This window comes from Micrococcaceae bacterium Sec5.1 (assembly GCA_039636795.1).
In the GTDB taxonomy this organism is placed as follows: domain Bacteria; phylum Actinomycetota; class Actinomycetes; order Actinomycetales; family Micrococcaceae; genus Arthrobacter.
In genome coordinates, this window is the sequence record CP143430.1 from 2,273,938 (window position 1) to 2,292,003 (window position 18,066).

Annotated in this window: 15 protein-coding genes; 6 read left to right on the forward strand and 9 right to left on the reverse strand. The window is 59.4% G+C overall.

Annotated elements, in window-relative coordinates:
- Positions 1–9: 9 nt before the first annotated feature.
- The 5 genes from VUN82_10525 to VUN82_10545 form a co-directional block, all read right to left on the reverse strand.
- Complete coding sequence (locus VUN82_10525) at positions 10–321, reverse strand: hypothetical protein (protein ID XAS74217.1); 312 nt, start codon at positions 319–321, stop codon at positions 10–12.
- A complete protein-coding gene (locus VUN82_10530) occupies positions 318–1,397 on the reverse strand; it encodes a tartrate dehydrogenase (protein XAS74218.1) in 1,080 nt (359 codons plus the stop codon). The genes VUN82_10525 and VUN82_10530 overlap by 4 nt, the downstream gene beginning before the upstream one ends.
- Positions 1,398–1,433: 36 nt before the next feature.
- Positions 1,434–2,381 (reverse strand): phosphoglycerate dehydrogenase, encoded by a 948-nt coding sequence (locus VUN82_10535; protein ID XAS74219.1) that lies wholly within the window; start codon positions 2,379–2,381, stop codon positions 1,434–1,436.
- A gap of 101 nt (positions 2,382–2,482) precedes the next feature.
- A complete protein-coding gene (locus VUN82_10540) occupies positions 2,483–3,856 on the reverse strand; it encodes a cation:dicarboxylase symporter family transporter (protein ID XAS74220.1) in 1,374 nt (457 codons plus the stop codon).
- A 95-nt stretch (positions 3,857–3,951) separates the two neighbouring features.
- The gene (locus VUN82_10545) at positions 3,952–5,118 is read right to left on the reverse strand and encodes a mandelate racemase/muconate lactonizing enzyme family protein (protein XAS74221.1); all 1,167 of its coding nucleotides are present in this window, start codon (positions 5,116–5,118) and stop codon (positions 3,952–3,954) included.
- A 232-nt stretch (positions 5,119–5,350) separates the two neighbouring features.
- Between VUN82_10545 and VUN82_10550 the strand changes: the two genes are divergently transcribed.
- Positions 5,351–6,049: a GntR family transcriptional regulator gene (locus tag VUN82_10550; protein ID XAS74222.1), complete on the forward strand. Its 699-nt coding sequence runs from the start codon at positions 5,351–5,353 to the stop codon at positions 6,047–6,049.
- Between the two features lie 174 nt (positions 6,050–6,223).
- On the opposite strand, the gene VUN82_10555 is transcribed toward VUN82_10550, so the two are convergent.
- On the reverse strand, positions 6,224–6,520 hold the full coding sequence (locus tag VUN82_10555) for a hypothetical protein (protein ID XAS74223.1): 297 nt from the start codon (positions 6,518–6,520) through the stop codon (positions 6,224–6,226).
- Positions 6,521–6,608: 88 nt separating this feature from the next.
- Between VUN82_10555 and VUN82_10560 the strand changes: the two genes are divergently transcribed.
- Entirely contained in the window at positions 6,609–6,911 is a 303-nt protein-coding gene (locus VUN82_10560; GenBank protein ID XAS74224.1) for a DUF6572 domain-containing protein, read from the forward strand.
- Between the two features lie 1,938 nt (positions 6,912–8,849).
- Here VUN82_10560 and VUN82_10565 read toward each other — a convergent pair.
- Positions 8,850–10,187, reverse strand: coding sequence for an MFS transporter (locus tag VUN82_10565; GenBank protein XAS74225.1), 1,338 nt, complete (start codon positions 10,185–10,187; stop codon positions 8,850–8,852).
- Between the two features lie 123 nt (positions 10,188–10,310).
- Positions 10,311–11,648: an MFS transporter gene (locus VUN82_10570; GenBank protein XAS74226.1), complete on the reverse strand. Its 1,338-nt coding sequence runs from the start codon at positions 11,646–11,648 to the stop codon at positions 10,311–10,313.
- A gap of 605 nt (positions 11,649–12,253) precedes the next feature.
- Here VUN82_10570 and VUN82_10575 point away from each other — a divergent pair.
- The 3 genes from VUN82_10575 (at position 12,254) to VUN82_10585 (ending at position 15,548) form a co-directional block, all read left to right on the forward strand.
- Positions 12,254–13,120: a 3-keto-5-aminohexanoate cleavage protein gene (locus VUN82_10575; protein XAS74227.1), complete on the forward strand. Its 867-nt coding sequence runs from the start codon at positions 12,254–12,256 to the stop codon at positions 13,118–13,120.
- A 2-nt stretch (positions 13,121–13,122) separates the two neighbouring features.
- Positions 13,123–14,550 (forward strand): MmgE/PrpD family protein, encoded by a 1,428-nt coding sequence (locus VUN82_10580; GenBank protein XAS74228.1) that lies wholly within the window; start codon positions 13,123–13,125, stop codon positions 14,548–14,550.
- A 65-nt stretch (positions 14,551–14,615) separates the two neighbouring features.
- Entirely contained in the window at positions 14,616–15,548 is a 933-nt protein-coding gene (locus VUN82_10585) for an N-acyl homoserine lactonase family protein (protein XAS74229.1), read from the forward strand.
- Positions 15,549–16,143: 595 nt separating this feature from the next.
- Here the strand turns inward: VUN82_10585 and VUN82_10590 are convergent.
- Positions 16,144–16,818, reverse strand: coding sequence for a GntR family transcriptional regulator (locus VUN82_10590; GenBank protein XAS74230.1), 675 nt, complete (start codon positions 16,816–16,818; stop codon positions 16,144–16,146).
- 349 nt (positions 16,819–17,167) lie between these two features.
- Between VUN82_10590 and VUN82_10595 the strand changes: the two genes are divergently transcribed.
- Positions 17,168–17,959: an SDR family oxidoreductase gene (locus VUN82_10595; GenBank protein XAS74231.1), complete on the forward strand. Its 792-nt coding sequence runs from the start codon at positions 17,168–17,170 to the stop codon at positions 17,957–17,959.
- Positions 17,960–18,066 lie beyond the last annotated feature (107 nt).

The window sequence follows — 18,066 nt, forward strand, 5'->3', positions numbered from 1 at the left end:
CGTGCTAGGTCAGTTCTGTGATGGTGCTGTCGATGTCGTCCGGTAGCAGATCCCGTCTTCGGCCTCTTCCGGGTGGGCCCACACTTCGACCCCGTGTGCGGCTTCGTACATGGAGCGTGGTTGGGTGGCGTCCCCTGCGATCCAGAGCGCTGTGGAGTCTGCCATGGCGTCATCCACGATTCCGATGCGGATGAGTTGGCCGTGCTGGCGGATCTGAACGGTCGCTCCTATGAGCCGTCGCCAGTGGAGGTGCTGGCGGAGCATGATCCGCTCTCCGACGGCGGGTGTGCGCCCGTTTCTGGGGCCGGTCGAGGGGGTCATGATGCAGTCAGGGCCGATGCCACGGCTTCGCCCAGTTCCTTTGTGGTGGCATTGCCACCCATGTCGGGTGTGAGTGCCTGATGTCCATCGGCGAGCACGGTTTCCATGGCGGTGGTGATGGCGGTTGCGGCCTCGGGTTCCCCCAGGTGGTCCAGCATCATTGCGGCGCACCAGATCTGGCCGATGGGGTTGGCGATGCCCTTGCCGGCAATGTCCGGCGCGGAGCCGTGGACGGGCTCGAAGAGGCTGGGGAATTTGCGTTCGGGGTTGATGTTGCCGCTGGGGGCGATGCCGATGGTCCCGGTGCAGGCCGGTCCGAGGTCCGAGAGGATGTCGCCGAAGAGGTTGCTGGCGACGACGACGTCGAACCAGTCCGGGTGCATGACGAAGTTCGCCGCGAGGATGTCGATGTGGTATTTGTCCACCTTCAGGTCCGTGAAACCCTTCGCCATGGCTTCCACGCGCTCGTCCCAGTAGGGCATGGTGATGGAGATGCCGTTGCTCTTCGTGGCGGAGGTCAGGTGCTTCTTGGGCCGGCTTTGGGCGAGGTCGAAGGCGTACTTGAGGATCCGGTCCACGCCGGTGCGGGTCATGACGGTTTCCTGGACCACGGTTTCGCGGTCGGTGCCTTCGAAGATTTTCCCACCGATGCTGGAGTATTCGCCTTCGGTGTTTTCGCGCACGACGTAGAAGTCCACGTCGCCCGGGACGCGCCCGGTGAGGGGGCTGGGCACCCCGGGAAGGAGCTTGACCGGGCGCAGGCTGACGTACTGGTCGAAATGGCGGCGGAACTGGAGCAGGCTTCCCCACAGCGATACGTGGTCAGGGACGACGTCGGGCCAGCCCACGGCGCCGAAGAAGATGGAGTCGAACTGGTTCAGTTCCTCAAACCACCCGTCGGGCAGCATTTTGCCGTGCCCGGCGTAGTAGTCAGCCGAGGCGTAGTCGAAGTGCTCGTATTTGAGGTTCAGGTCGAAGGCTGAGGCTGCGGCGTCCAGGACGCGCAGGCCTTCGGGCACGACTTCTGTGCCGATTCCGTCGCCGGGAATGACTGCGATGCGGTGGGGTTTCGACATCAGGGAACCTTCTTCGTCTTTGTCGGGTGTTTGGGGTTAGCGGTCGACCGGGTGGGCCGGTTCGCGGTTTTCGAGGACGTCGATGACGGCGTGTGCGGCAGCCAGACCGGCTCGTGCCCGTGCCTCAATCGTTTGTCCGGCGAGGTGGGAAGTGATGAGCACATTCTCCAGGCCGCGTAGGGGGCTGTCGCCGGACAGTGGTTCGCTCTCGAGCACGTCCAGCGCAGCGCCGGCGATGGTTCCGTCGTACAGCGCCGCGGCCAGGGCCTCTTCGTCCACGAGGGAGCCGCGTGCGGTGTTGATAAGGACTGCGGTGGGTTTCATTGTTTGCAGCCGGGGCGCGTCGATGAGTTTGCCGGTGCTTTGGCCTCCGCTGGTATGCAGGGAGAGGTAGTCCGCGCCGGCGATGACGGTGTCGAGATCCGTGAACTGGAACGTGGTATTCGCTGGGTCCGGGTGGGCGGTGCTGACCAGCACGTTCATGCCCAGGGCTGCGCCCAGGTTCGCGGTGGCGCGTCCGCTGGGACCGAAGCCGATAATTCCCAGGGTGGAACCCCGCAGTTCGTGGCCGGCTTCCCGGGGCCAGCCGCCCTGGCGGACAGCGGTGGTAACGTCCGCGAGATGGCGTGCGGACATGATGATCAGTCCGATGGCCAGTTCGGCGGCCGAGTGGTGGTTTGTTCCGGGGGCGTTGCAGACCCTGATTCCTTGTACGGCCGCGGCCTGGACGTCGATGGAGTCGTAGCCCACGCCGCTGCGGGCGATGACTTTCAGGGATGCGGCGGCGGACAGCATGTCTGCTGTGACCGGTTCGCTGGCGAGGATGGCTCCGGAGATGCCGTCGAACAGTGAGCGGCGTTCCTCCAGTGTCCGTGAGCCTTTGGACGGTGCGTAGACGGGTTCCAGGCCATGGTCGCGGAGGAGGTCGTAGACGGTATCTCCGGCGTGCAGGTAGTCGGTAGTGATGAGTATGCGCCGGGCCATGGTGTGGTGTTCCTCGTCGGTATAGCGGTGGGCTGGTGCTGGGTAAAGTGCACACTGGGCAGGGGGCCGCCCCCCGGGGAGAGAGGCGGCCCTGACAGGGTTTAGTGGGCGTCGACCGTCTCGGTCTCGACGTGGTCGTCCGTCCTTGGCGGAAGTTCGTTTTTCTTTCGACCCGATGCGTGTATCACGTTGCGGGCCTGTCCCAGGTCGAAGTCTTTCTCCCATTTGCCGACGACGACTGTTGCCAGCACGTTGCCGATGACGTTGATGAAGACGCGGCCTTCGTTCAGGAGGCGGTCAACGCCGACGATGAGGGCGAGGGCCGCGGTGGGGATCGCGCTGACGGCTCCCAGGGAGCCGGCGAGCACGATGAAGGCTCCGCCGGCGACGCCGGCTGTTCCCTTGCTGGAAATCATCATGATGCCGACCATGGCCAGCTGCTGTTCCCAGGAGAGGTGGATCCCGACGGCCTGGGCCAGGAAGACGGATGCCATGGTCAGGTAGATCGCGGATCCGTCGAGGTTGAAGGAGAACGCGGACGGGATGACGATGCCGACGGTCGGCTTGCCGACGCCCATGTTTTCGAGCTTCTTCATGACCTGCGGGAGCACGGCCTCGCTGGAGCATGTTGCCAGGGCGATCAGGAGCTCGTCTTTGAAGTAGCGCATGACGGTGAAGATGTTCAGGCCGCAGGTCCGGGCGATGATGCCGAGGACGACGAGGACGTAAACGATGCAGGTGGCGGTGAAGAGCAGGATGAGGAAGCCGAGCTGCTGAAGGCTGGTGGCCCCGTACTTGGCCACGGTAGCGGCGAGGGCGCCGAAGGTGCCGATGGGTGCCAGGCGCATGAGCCAGCCAACGATCCGGAAAATAACGGTGGATAGGGCGCGGATGCCGCCGGTGAGCAGGACACCGGATTCGCCTGAGAGGTTCAGTGCTGCGCCGAAGACGATGGAGACCAGGAGGGCGGCCGGGATGGCGCTGCTGGTGAGGGCGCCGAAGAATGACGTGGGGATCAGGCTGTTGACGAACTCGATGCCGTCAAAGCTCTTGCCGGCGCCGGGGATCTTGTCGGCGTTCAGCTTGGACACGTCAATGTTCATGCCGTCGCCGGGGTGGAAGATGTTGGCGACAAGCAGGCCGATGAGCATCGAGATGAGGGAGAGGACGATGAAGTAACCGAGGGCCTTGATGCCGATTCGTCCTGCTTTGCGGAGGCTGTCCATGGACGCAACGCCGAGGGTGACGACGCAGAAGACGACCGGGATGATGATCATCTTGACCAGGGCGATGAACCAGTCGCTGAGCGGGGTCAGCTGCGAGCCGACCTGCGGGATGAACATGCCTACGAGGATGCCGAGGACTCCTCCGAGGAGTACCTGGAACCAGAGTTCACGGATCAGACGCCCGAACCGGGACGACTGTTTGGGCGGGTGTGGGGAATGCTGGTGATCCTGCACAGTGTGGGAAGACATCTTGGGTGCTCCTTTGCACGTCAGACAGAGAAGTTAGCGGTGGTTGCCTGGTCCCGGGCAGTTCTGCTGCCCGGGACCAGACAGGTGTGGGTGGTTTACTCGTGCAGGCTGCGCAGGACCTTGTAGAACTCGGCCTTGCCTTCCAGACCAATGCCGGGCAGGTCGCCGGGGGCTACGCGGCTGTTGACGACGACTGCGTCGTCGGTGAAGCCGCCGGTGGGCTGGAATTCGCCGGGGTAGGACTCGTTGCCGCCGAGCTTGAGGGCTGCGGCGATGTGCAGGGAGAACTGGTGTCCGCCGTGCGGGATGCAACGGCGGGAGGACCAGCCGTGCTGAGCAAGCATGTCCTGGATCCGGCGGTATTCGGTAAGGCCGTAGCTCAGGGCAGGGTCAACCTGGATGAAGTCCCGGTCCGGGCGCATGCCGCCGTAGCGGACCAGGTTCCGCGCGTCCTGGAGGGAGAACAGGTTCTCTCCCGTGGCGATGGGGTTCCTGTAGTGCTCGGAAAGGGTGGCGTTCAGGGCGTAGTCCAGCGGGTCGCCGACTTCTTCGTACCAGAACAGTCCGTACTTATCGATGGCTTTTCCATATTCCAGGGCGGTGTCCAGGTCGAACTTGCCGTTGACGTCCACCATCAGGCGGGAAGCATCGCCGTCGAGGACCTCGATCACGGCCTCGATGCGGCGAAGGTCCTCTGCCAGGTCGGCGCCGCCGATCTTCATCTTGACAATGTTGTAGCCCTGGTCAAGGAAGCCGCGCATTTCGTTCTGCAGGTCTTCCAAGGTCTTGCCGGGGGCGTAGTAGCCGCCGGCGGCATAAACGAAGACGTCCTTGTCCGGATTGCCGTCACCGTAGTGGTCCGAGATCCAGCGGTACAAGGGGACGCCGGCGATCTTTGCGGCGAGGTCGTGCAGGGCCATGTCGGCCACGCCGACGGCGACCGACCGTTCGCCGTGGCCACCGGGCTTTTCGTTGGACATCATGATGTCCCATGCTTTTTCCGGTGACAGTTCGCCGTTCTCATCCATGAGATCCTCGGCAGGAGCATCCATCAGGCGCGGCAGGATGCGGTCCTGCAGGATGCCCGTCGCGTTGTAGCGGCCGTTGGAGTTGAAGCCGTAGCCGACCAGCGGCTTGCCGTCAACGAACACATCGGAGACGAGCGCGATGATTGTGCAGTCCATCTTGGTGAAGTCAATGAACGCGTTCCGGATGGAGGAACTGATGGGGATGGTGCCTACGTGGGCGGAAACGATTTTCATCTTCGAATCTCTCTTGGTCGGATCTTATTTCTTATAAGATAGATACTCGCGGCATGGCACTGGCCGCGTATCCGGCGGGTGGGGTATGCAAATATCTTATAAGACGTTGAATCGAGGTTAGCGGGCCGTGACCGGGAACACAAGCTCGGCGACGAGATTTCTTATAAGATGTTGATTGGAGGGCTACACTTAGCGGGACGGGGGCAACGCTCCCACAGATTTGGAGCGGCAGATGAGTACCAACGTCTTTTCGAGCAAGGGCAGCCTGGCGTACAGCGAATTGCGTCAGATGATCCTCTCCGGCGCCTTAGCCCCCGGCTCGCGCATCTCTCAATACGAGTTGGCCGAAAACATGCAGATGAGCATCACCCCCCTGCGTGAAGCCATCCGCCGGCTCTCGAGTGAGGGCCTGATCACGATGGACACCCACCGCGACTCCAAGGTGGCTGACATGAGCGCCGCCGAAGCCCGCGAACTGCTGGAAGTACGCCTTTCCCTGGAGCCGTCCGCAACGGAACTGGCCGCCTACCGCCGGACCGACGCTGACATTGCCATCATCCGGGCGGCCGCCGAAAAACTACTCCCCGTCACGCGCGTGTGGGGCGAAGACGCCATCATCGCTCACCGCGACTTCCACCGCGCCGTCTACACGGCTTCTCACAACGCAACCCTGATCAAGCTCCTGGATGACCTCTGGGACAAGTCCGACCGCTACCGGCGCATCGGCCTGGAGCTGCCTTCCGGTGACGAGCCCCGCACCATCGACCTGAACCAACACCACCAAATCCTTGAACTCGTCACCGCGGGAGACGGGCCCGGCGCGGCAGAACTCGCTCGCACCCACATCGCAAACAGCCTCTCAGCATCGGTGACAGGTGCCTTGGAGGAGCGGGAGAACGAATCCCCGTCCGACCTTGAGAGAACCGCCTAAAACCGCGCCGGCTTTTTGGGTCCGAGCTTCCTCATTCGCAGCGTCATCTGGGGCGACATTTAGTGTCGTGAAAATGCCGCCATATAGCGTCGCGAGTCACAGGCGAGGTTTCTCCTGAAGTACTGGGCGCGGGAGATCGTCGAAGGACGCGTCGATCTCCTCTCCGGGGCGAGGCTAATGAAGCAAAGCGGCTGGTTCCCCCTGGGACAACCCGCCGAACTGAACGAGCTCGTGTACCTCTTGGACGCCTGGGACGATATGCCGCAGCGCCGCGAGAAGATCGACCTTGAAATCCTCGAGATTTTTCCAGAAGTTCTTGAGCCGCGAAAGCTGACACAAGGCACAGTACTTCCAGATCTTTCCCGATCCTTCGGCAATTGGCGTATTAGCGGAGGACTCGTGATCGGTGCAGGCCTGTGCCAACTGCGGCCACCTGCCGATCACCGAGTAGGCTGGCGTTGCCGGGCCCACTCTCCTGCGTCCAGTTTCGAATGCTTCGGCACCATTCCTCACCTTCAGTCACTAGGAGCCTGAGCTGCCCGGAATCCACGAACCCAGCGTGATCGATCTCGTGACGCACGATCCGGTGCACGACGAATACAAGCTGATCATGGTCGAAGATCGACGGTGGGAGGGTGCACCCGACCAACTGGCACAGCTGAGGGAGAAGATCAACAACTACGCCATATTCGTCCTCGATCAGGGTCTCCTCCGCTCATACCCAGAGACGGCGGGACATTCTCTATGCATCCAACTGGATTGCGTGAGTACGCCTACGGCAGAGGTTCACGAACTCATTGACCTGGCCTCTGAAAGACTCCTCGTTCACGGCATCCGGTTCGCGGTAAATCTGCTCGATTGAAGATCGCCTAAGGAACCGATTGTCTGTGGCTTAGACTTTGCTGTCATGTTCAGCGTGTCGAGCAAAGTCCTCGCGTGCTTGCGATGGGATCCCACCATGTATCGGCTTGAATCCAGCGGCGAGCACAATTGCACGACTTTGCATGCGCTTGTTGCACTTCGCGCCTCGGAAGGATCGGGCAGTATGTCGTTTACCTGTCAGGCTCGTGGCGTGACGACATCACAACCCTTGGGCTAGAAACCGAGGTCTCGACCGGATTCTGACACCTGAGACAAGGATCTCGGATCACTTGCAGTTTTTGGATGACCGAAATACCCGAACCATGGGCTGAGTTGGTTGGCTTCATCCCCAAGACCTTGAGCGGGAAGCACCCGGATCAAATCAAGCTGACCTGTTGCTGACGGCCACGGCAGCCGTCGGCCGCTCCGGCTAAAGAACCGTCCGGCCGATAACCGGCGTTCTCTCGTCGGGTCGGTCGAAAGGTCTTGTCATGATGCTCGTGGCCTTCTCCGCCATGTAAATAATGAAGGAGGTGCCGCCATCGTGTTGGATGTTTCATCGTTCTGCCGGGAGGAGTGTGGCCGGATTTTGGGTTGTTCGTCCGATCGGTGTGAGTCCTGCCCCGGGGGCCGCCGCCTCATACCGGCAGGACACTCCCAGCGGGCTAAAAGGCTGAGTCTGAGCAGACGAACTGTAGTTTGTGGCGGCTCCTATTTGCTCGTGCCGGCCGGAGTGTGCAGATCAGCGTTGGGTCCCTTTCTCCGGTGGCGATCGAGCAAAAAAGAAGTGTGGACAATGTCCACACTTTCCACCTCCGACTGGCCCGTAAAGCCACCGGACTGGCCCGGATTCCGCATGTTTCCGCCACTTCCCAGTGTTTGCAAGGCTCGGAATCCCGTTCGAGTCCCACCTCGGGCACGGCATACCCCCTCGTCAGAGGGGGTTTTTGCTTTAAGGTGTGTACAAATCAGGTGGTCAGGTTCCTCTGACACTGGCCGCGGTGTGTGCCTGGCGCCACGGGTCGCCTGTTTGGTTGTAGGGGAGCGGGTTCAGGGTCGCGGCGGTGGGCCCTCCGCTTGCTCTGCACTGGAGTTATGCGTTCCTCTCTTGGTTCGTTCGGTAGGTCGTGGTTGGCCTACACCTCTTCATGGATAGGAGGACTGAGCACAACATGACCTCGAGACCCTGGGTCAAAGTTCTTGGTTTTGGCTCGTTGCTGGGGCGGGGGAGGCGTGGCTGGGAAAGCTTTGTCAGGCCAAAGGGGGTGTGGACATTGTCCACACTTAAATCTTCTTTATTTAGATCGTTTGCAGTCATCGCCGTCCCTCGTTCCGCCAACAATTACATTGCATTTGAGTGGCCACAGCGACATGACGGCCATCTGCAAGCGGAAGAAGTGCAGGGGTGCTCCCGACAGGCAGGCTCAGTCGCTGAGTTCGGCAGAGCGGTCTCGGGTTGGTCCCGAGTGCATCGTCGATGCGACGATATAGCATGAATAGGGAAGCGGTCCGCGAGCATACTAATAGGCCCTAGTGGGGCCTCCGGAGCCTTGCAGTTCAGGCGATTCTCGGTTGAGCATATCGAAGCATCAGCGTGCCGATAAGGGCCCACATGTCGCGCGGACGCCGGTCGTGTCAGGTTTGGATATAAGAGATTCTCAGACGGCTGTCCATGATGAACGTTTTCGACGGCAATCTGACGAGGTTTCGGCTGACGATCTGACATTAGGTGGGGTGTGCTCCATCCGGGATCCCTGGCGACTAGCCACTTTGGGGCTGTAGCTCTCTTCACCGACTCTGTGAGGGCTTCTACGCGCGCATAGCCTTCCGAATCGTCTGAAGCCTGGACAGCGGCGCCTGTTGCTTCACTGAGCCGCATCGAAAAGTGATTTTTGCTCATCTACCAGCTCAGGTATGGGTCTGGAACGGCTGAATGGGGTTATTCATTCACCGCTACCGCCTGCTCACTTGCGTGGGGCGAGGACTGGGCGAGCGCTTTTCGTCTGTTGGTCAAGATTTGGATCAACGCGACCAGCCAGAACGGGTACTGCAGGAGCCAGGCACACCGGAACGCGTCGAAGCTGTAGCCCCCCATCAGGTCGAGAATCAGCCCAATCAGCACGAGTAGAGCAAGAGTCGCCAGGAATCCACCGGAATTGGCCACAGCTTGGGCAACAGGCGAGCTGTCCGGGGGATTGGATGTTCGTCCGATGTCGAGTGCAACAACAGACGCTGGCCCGCCTCCAGCCAGTACACACACCAAGAAGACAAGAAGCCACAGCGGAGCCGGTTGGGGCAGCACCAAGATGACGCTCCACACCAAAGCTGGTGCCAAACTCATTCCTAACAGCAACCAGGGTCTCGCCCGGGGTGCTCTGGCAGAGAGGAGGCCCATGAGCGGGGCGATGATGATGGCAACGACCACCAGCAGCACCATCAAACCGCTCGCGGTTGCAGGTGACAGGCCCTGAGCAGAGATTAAGTAGGGAACGCCCCACAACAAGGTGAAGACCATCATCCAGAACTGCGTCGCCATATGGCCAAAGAAGCCCAGACGGCTTCCTGGCCGGTGCCAGACGCGATGCAGGTCTTTGAGGACGTCTTTGAATGCCCGCGTTTGGCATACCGGTTCAGACCCCACGGGCCCGTTGCGCAGGACCATCACCGAAAGGATGGCCACCAGCAGGCTTGTGGAAGCAGCCGCTACGAACGCCGTGGGCCAATCCGCAACATGCAGCAACAGCAAAAATGGTACTGCCGACAGCATCTGGCCGAGCTGCCCGGTCATCCCCGTCAGCTGGGTGATGATAGGAACGGCGCGTGGCGGAAACCAGCGAGGAATCAGGGACATCACTGCCACGAACGTAAGTCCGTCGCCCAGACCGATGATCACTCGGGCGGCAATTGCTAATCCGATGTGTGTGCTGATAGCCACGGTCAGCTGGCCTGCAGCGATCAGGATGCAACTGAAGAAAACCATACTGCGCGAACCCCACCGTTCAACCAGTATGCCGGCAGGAATCTGTACTGCAACATAGACCGCGACCTGGACAAAAACGAGCCACGACAGCGATGAAGGCGAAACCGAAAAGTGCTTCGTCGCTTCAAGCCCCGCCATGCCAAGAGTAGTACGCTGCATGACACTGACGATGAACGCCGTCACCCCGACAATCCATATACTGTACGACCTGGCAGAGGGTAACTTTATGGGGATCATCGGAGGGATATCGTCAAGTGAGCCGTCACTGACTGGGTGATTGCGGTCTATGAAATTCATGCCGGATTTTCTCCTGGTATCCGTCGCAGCTGCCTAAAGTCACGGCTTGTCAGGCCAAACTCAAATGCACGGTGCGCACGGGGAAGATCCACCGTGCGCACCAAGGGCATAGTTACCCAGCCATCACTTTGACAGGTCGCGGCCCCGCGGCTCCTTGATCATGCGAGCTGTTACCAAGGCAATTAATGCCAAGACGATGACGTAACCGGTAAACCACCAGGTGTTGAGATTAACTTCCGCCCAAGATCGAAGGAAGGGCGCGGTGCCCCCGAAAACTACGGCTCCAATGGATGACGGGATGCTCATGACCTGAGCTCGTACCTTGTTGGGGACAAGTTCATTATTCATTGCGAGTTCAGTGGAGCTGGCGCAGCCAAACAGCACCAAGCCGACCGTCATCGGGACGACGAGGCTCCAAAATGATGGTCCAAGAAGCAGCTGCAACGGTATCGCAAGGAGTGCGGTTCCACCGAAGGCCAGGGTGTAGTTGAACCGACGTCCTTTGGCGTCTGACAGCTTTGTCCAGAGTGGGACCGAGATGACGTACAGAACTTGAGCAATGAGGCCGGCCCAGAATGCGGTGTTCGCGTTAGCCCCTACACTCGTGATCGCGTATGCGGGGTAACCAACGGCAAAGGTGTAGTAGCCCAGAGCCATACCTGGCCAGAGCAGGAACAGGATTCCGATGGTACGGCGGTGAGTCCACACGTTCCGCCAGTAGCCTTTGTCCTCTTGGGCTGCCTGAACTTTCGAGTTTTCGAACGTGACCGGCTCCGGAAGTTTGCGGCGCATCAGAACGATGAACAGGCCGTACAGTGCGCCAAGGAAGAACGGAATTCGCCAAGCCCAACTGTGCATCTGCCCATCGGTAAACAGCGAGGTCAGTATGACGCCAAGCAAGCTGGCCTGGACCAACCCAAGTGTGAGCATCACCTGGTATGCGCTTGTCTGGAACGCACGGTGCTTGGGATCAGCTACTTCTGCCACATAGGTATATGCGGAGATGCTCTCCACGCCATGCCCGCCGCCCTGGGCAAGACGTGCAACCAGAAGGATTACAACAGCCGCGATACCAATCGAGTTATAAGTTGGCGTCACCGCAATTGCAAGGCTGCCTGCTGCGCTCAGGGCCAGTCCCACCATCATCAGCGGTTTTCGGCCGATGCGGTCAGCGAGTCGCCCGGCGATCATCGCACCGAGCGGTCGCATCACAAACCCGAGGGCGAACACCAGAAGCGTATTCAGAACATTCGCCGTGCTATCACCGCTGACAAAGAACTGGCTTGCGAAGAACGGGGCAAAAATGGCGAAGACAGCGTAATCGTAGTACTCGAACCCCACGCCAAAGCAGGCGCGGAGGATCATATTCCGTCGCTGTGAACGGGTCAGCCCGTGACCTTGTGCGGGATGGTCCGATGTCTCGGCTGGGACGCCGGGGGCTGTCTTATCGGGTGCTGTCATCTTGTTAAACCCTCCTCATTGAGAAACCTGATTGTGCTGCCCAGATCATGGCCCATCCTTGAATGGCTCAGATCTGATCAAGCGAGATATTGCGCTGTCGCGGTCAAATGTTGGTCGATCCGCTGCCGCACCTGGTGCTGAATCTCCCGGTTCCCGCTAGTTCAAGCAGGCTTTTGGGATCGGTTTGGGTGCGTGAGTTTCACCCTGTATGTAAATGTATACAGTCATGCTGGGGGAAGTGTCAAGAATCACAAGCCAGGTCTCTGTTCTCTCCTAAGGTGCGGGTATTTTCGCGATACCTAGCCTTCTTGGAGGGATCCTTGACATGCGAAACGCAGGGCTTCAGACTGTATACATCTGGATGCAGAGCGGGTTCGGAGCTTGCGGCTTCGCTGTTGCGGCTTCCCTGTTGTGGCTCTGGAACGCAGGAAAACTTAGGTGACAAATGCCGATAGGAAACCATCCGTTGACTTCTGACGGGCATGTCCGTTCAGAAATGGTTGCCGGATCGAGAAAGGAATGAGGATGCTCGATACAGTGTGCGGAAAGCACAGCGACGATGGGGCGCGCCCTGCTCACAAAATGGTATTGGGGGGAGTTGGATCGTGAGGCATCCAACTCCGGTGATGATCATGGTGGCGCCCACCGGCTCAAAGGTTCTCAAGAAGGACAACCCACACGTTCCTCTTTCCCCGGCGGAGATCGCGAATGATGTGGTCCGTTGTGCGCAAGCTGGCGCCTCTATTGCTCACCTACACGCCCGGGATGTTATGGGCCGGCCGACCCAAGACAGCGGCGTTTTCAAGGAGATCGTCGACAGGATTCGTGAACGCAGCGACATCGTGCTTCAGATCTCCCTCGGATCGCCCGGCTTTTCAGTTGAGGAGGCCGTAGCACCCTTGGTCCTGGATCCGGAGATGATCGCGTTCCCGTTGCGCTCATTCTCAACGCATGGCGCCGGAAGTATTCCGGGAGACGTTAGGGATATGGCCTCGGCAGTGAACGCCATTGCCACCATTCCGGAGCTGGACATTGTCGACTTTGAGAGCCGCAAAGGCGTGGACGTCGTGCTTCAATCCGGCCTTATTGGCTCACAAGTAGCCTTCGGTGTGAATGTCCAGAATCCCGAGACAATGCGTGTAGGCAGCGAACGTTTGCTGAGCCTTACCGGTGGGTTGCCCGAGGGCAGCCCATGGTGGGTGATGAAGGGAGGGGCCTGTATGCGTGGATTGGCAGCCCTCACTCTCGAGCTCGGCGGACACCTCCGTGTGGGCCTCGAGGACCTTGTTGTGGACTTTGACGGAACGAGCCCGGCCGAATCCAATGTGTTGCTGGTTGAGAGCGCCGTTCGAGTTTGCGCTTCCCTTGACAGGCCTATCGCGACGCCGGCTGATGTTCGCGATTTCTTTTCAATACCCTGCCCAGAAAATTCGATGGTGCAGGGCCAATCCCTTACGCATAAGGCGGGTTAGCAATGGGCAAAACGATCATTGAAACTCTCGCGGAGTTCTCCAGTGAGACACCGTTTTCAGAACTCCCTGATTTTGTCGTGGAAGAGAGCAAGCGCGTTCTGCTTGACTCTGTGGGTTGTGCAGTCGGAGGCGTCACCTCACCGAAAGGCCGGATGGGTGTCGATTATGGCCGGATTCTTGGCGCCTCCTCGGGAGAAGCAACGATCATAGGGACTTCCCATCGATCCTCCGCCGTTGGCGCGGGATTCGCCAACGGCGAGCTGATTAACGCCTTGGATTTTGATGCCGTGCTGCCGCCGGGCCACGTCTCGCCATACGTCATTCCAGGCCTATTGGCCGTAGCTGAAGGCCGGCACTCATCCGGCCGGGAGATAATCACTGCCGTGGCCATTGCCCACGAATTGTCCTTCCGTTTCAGCAAGTCAATGGACTACCACCGCGATATCAAGAACGGCGAATTCCGCGTTCCAGCGGTGCTCGGCTGCACCAGCACCGTCTTCGGCGCGACCGCGGCCATCGGACGGATCAAAGGCCTCAGCTCTGATGTTGTCGCAGATGCCCTGGGAATTGCAGGCAGCATCTCGCCCGTCAACTCTCAGCGGTCGTGGCTGGAACACACACCACTGTCCACGATCAAGTACACTATGGCTGGCCCTGTGGTCCAGACGGCTATCACTGCGGCATATGCGGCCGAACTTGGCCACCGCGGCGACCGAGAGATTCTGGACGACGCCGAATACGGATACCCACGCTTCATTGGAACGACTCGTTGGGAAGCGGAGAATCTCACCGACGAGCTCGGCGTCGACTGGCGTTTTCCTGCCGCCAACTCTTACAAGCCCTATCCGCACTGCCGCAACATGCATGCCCCATTTGATGCGCTCACAAGTGTGATTGAGGAGAACGACATCAAGCCGGAGGAGATTACGGCGATTCGGGCCTGGGGCGAGGCTTGGATCAAACTGCCGCTTTTCCTCAACAACAACATCGGGCACGTACTTGACGGGCAAATGAGCATTGCCCACGGACTGGCAGTCGCAGCCCAACGCATCCCTCCTGGGCCTGCATGGCAGGACCCGAAGGTCGCGTTCAGTCCCGCAGTTCTTGACCTGATGAAGCGCGTCACCTTTGACGGCCATCCGGACTACGTTAGTGCCATCAGCCAAGATCCGGCGGCACGGCCCTCACGCGTTGAGGTCGACACCCGGGGTGCCACGTTCGTAGCCGAGCGCCACTATCCAAAAGGCTCCAGGTCCTCGGACCCGGCCTCTTATATGACCACACAAGAGCTGGTCGATAAGTTCCTCGTCAATGCCGAAGGGATCCTGCCAAATCCACAGGCAAAAGAGGCGGTACAAGCCATTCTCGAGTTGGAAAATGCAGATGACATCAGACCAGTGATGCGGCTTCTTGCTGCATCGGAGCAGTAAGTCCGCGTTGCGGACGGGCGTGCAACCCCAGGTAGTTAGCTATTTCAAGTGAGGAGAATTACGTGATGGCTGAATGGTCATTTTGGATGCTGGAGTACGCAAGGGTGGAGGACCACCCGACGCGCAAGTCGTTGTATGGTGTCGGCTTTGATGAACGAGGATATATGCCATACTGCTACGTTCTGATGGAAGGCGAAGGCCACCGCGTTCTCATAGACACGGGCTTCGATCCAAGCGCGGAATTCGTGAGCCGATTTTTGCCTGAGAGTGTAGTCAATGGTGCGGCGAGTGCCTCGTCTGTCCTGGCGAAAGTGGGGTTAACGCCTGAGGACATCGACACGATTCTCATTACACATGCCCATTTCGATCACATGGGTAATCTGCAAGCTTTTCCGAACGCTCAGGTTTGGATTCAAGAGCGAGAGGTCCAGCAATGGGAGTACGCATTATCTCTGCCGGAACGCTTCGGAACCTTGAGCCAGGCGACGGATCCGGCCGATCTCTCGTACCTCAAGCAGTTACAGAAGGAAGGCCGACTTAACCTGGTGGACGGTCGTGTAGAGGATGTGCTTCCGGGCGTCGATCTGGTTCCGGCTTTCGATTCACATACGGACGGGTCACAGTACATCACCATCCATACGGGAGGTGAGACTTGGGTGATGCCGGGAGATAACGTGTATTCCTACCGGAACGTCGAAACCGGTTCCTCCAACCCCTTCTACCGAGGTATTGGAGTAGGAAACGGCAGTCTATGGCGAAGCCTGTTCGTCATCGATGAGATGATGCAGTGCGCCGGTGAATCGAGCCGGCTAATGATTCCCCATGAAGGGCAACTGTTTGAACGCTTTCCGTCGATTCGCGGCGAGGATAACCTGGCGGTGGCCGAAATGCGATTGGCCCCCGATACTCGTAGTCGTCTCGATACTGCCCAGTTCCGCAGCGGCGACGGAAGTGTGGGTGCCGCAGGCCTAGGATCAGCTGACGTTCGCAACAAATAAGGAGTCGTGAGCCGCCGTCTCCCGTCGATTCCTCTGAGTCGGCGGGAGACTTTCCGGACTGCACTTTCCGGTGTCAGAAAGGATCGACCGTTGGTGCGAGATCATGATAGCGCCGGTGTTTGATGTCACAGGCCTTGGCCCGATGGCCGTCCGGGAGGGCGGCAATGTTGGTCCAGGCATGCGTCGCGGCGAAGTCGAAGAAGGGCGGCTTGCCCTGGCCGATGTTTCTCGGGGTTTAAATCCCGATCTCACAGCTGGCCAGGGGTCCGTGCCCGGCGGCAAGGAAGGCTCGTGCCAGCGCCGGAAGTTTTGGAAAGGTCGCATTCGAGGGTAGTTGGCCCAAAGCATTTGGTGACGATCTCAGAATGTCCAGCTCTGAGGCGTGCTCGGCCCCGGCTGAGCATCGCAGCGAGGGAACAGAGGATCGTGCCGGACAACGCCTTCTCCCGTTTGAACACGCCCGGAATGCCGACTTATGAATAGCCGGAGTTAGTCTTGAACGAGGCTTCTGGATTCCCTGTCGACGGCGATGCGACAGGTGGCAGCAACGTCGCAGAGACACGTCTAACGTGGAGGACGGTTCGTGCGCTCTTTCCTAGACGGAAGACTGGGCCCGGGCAGGAGTGTCTGCGCCGTATCCACTTCCCTGTGTGATCATCTCCAACCTCAAGTTACGCGCCGAGGTCGTATGTGCGATACTCGCTTCCTTTGCTGCTACATCCTCGCCCGCCTCAATGGCGTCCAAGATCGTGCGGTGCTCCTGGATTGCCTCCTCCCACCGTCCAGGCTGGGCTACAGCGGGCTCGGGATACCGGCGTATGTGAACCATGAGCCTTTCGAGCAAATCACACAATGTGGCGTTGTGGCTGGCCTGCCACACACTGACGTGAAAGGCGTGGTCCATCGCAGCCATGTCCGCCGGGTTCCTCTCACGAAGTTCGACCATTTGGCCGTGCATACGCCGCATTACAGCCATGTCATAGTCGGTGCTCATCCGTGCCGCCCATTGCGCAGCCATTCCTTCCAGGACCGTGAGACAATCATAAATTTCAAGTGCCTCCTGCGGCGTCGGCTCATGGACTACGAGCTTACGTCCATTTCGCTGCAGGAGACCGTCCTGTTCAAGCCTGCGAAATGCCTCGCGGACCGGAGTCCTACTCACCCCGAATTCTTCCGCGACCGATGTCTCGATCAGGACGTCACCCGGACGGTAACCGCCGTACATGATGGCAGTACGGAGGCGTTCGTAGAGGGAAGGATCAGCTGGCATCGCTTTGCTCCTTTCACTTATCGTCGGTGAGGCGAAGGGTCACCGGAACAAGCATTAGTCAGCCCGGCTCTTACTGCATACTACTGCATACTACGTCTTTCTCCAGCTATCTCCCGCTTCGATTCAAGCTGAAAGAGATTTAGACTCTTCTTGTGTTGACTGTATACAGAGGGATACAATGATCCCGACGCCGAAAATTCGCTCTGCGCAGTGTTGTCGTAAAAGAAGAGCAACGTCACGATCAATCTAGTCGGAGGTTCAAATTGCTGGTGAGATTACGGAGATCTGCTAATACTGCAGAGGCGCATCACTTGGTTACGAGTGGGTTCCCTGTCGCTGGCAGGTTGTCATGACCTTCGAGGAAAAGGTTGTGGTCGTTACTGGTGCAGCTCGGGGGATTGGTCTTGCTACCGTTCAGCTAGCCTCCCGATTGGGTGCCCGGCTTGCCGTTTGTGATGTCGATGCCGCAGCGATCGATAAGGCGGTCACCGCGATAAAGTCAGACGGCGGCGAGGCTGTGGGGATCGTGGGAGACGTTAGCTCACGGGCAAAGGTCAAGGAAAATGTCGATGAGATCATGGATTCCTTCGGCCGAATAGACGTTCTCGTGAACAATGCGGCCACTCAAGTGGTTACACCTGCGCGCGAATTGTCGGAAGAGCACTGGCGGCGCGAGCTGGATGTCTGCTTGACCGGAGCGTTTTTCTGGTCCCAGGCAGTGGCGACGTCTTCCATGATTCCCCGCCTCGATGGCTCCATTGTAAATGTGGGCTCCGGGGCAAGCCTCGCTGCAATGCCCAACAGTGTCTCGTACGTCGCAGCTAAGCACGGAGTGGTGGGGCTTACAAAGGGATTGGCGGTCGATTGGGCCCAGTACAGCATCCGCGTAAACTGCGTATGCCCTGGCTTTACGTGGACAGATCTAGCCAAGAGTGTCGTCGAGGCAAATCCGGAAATGATGAGACAGCGGGTGGACCGGATTCCGCTCGGCAACGGAGCCCAGCCCGAGGACGTAGCCCGCGCGATCATCTTCTTGGCTTCGGCCCAGGAAGCAGGGGCCATTAGCGGAGCGGTACTGCCCGTAGACGGGGGGACGTTGGCGCTCTCCTCCGGTTATTCACCTCCACGGGATGATCAGTAAAGAGGTGCGCCCCTGTGGTCAGGAACTATTGAATGGTTCCTGCTGCAACTGTCGGTGACTCAAGCGCGGATATTCCTAGGGAACGACTATTGCTCACGCGGTCCGGA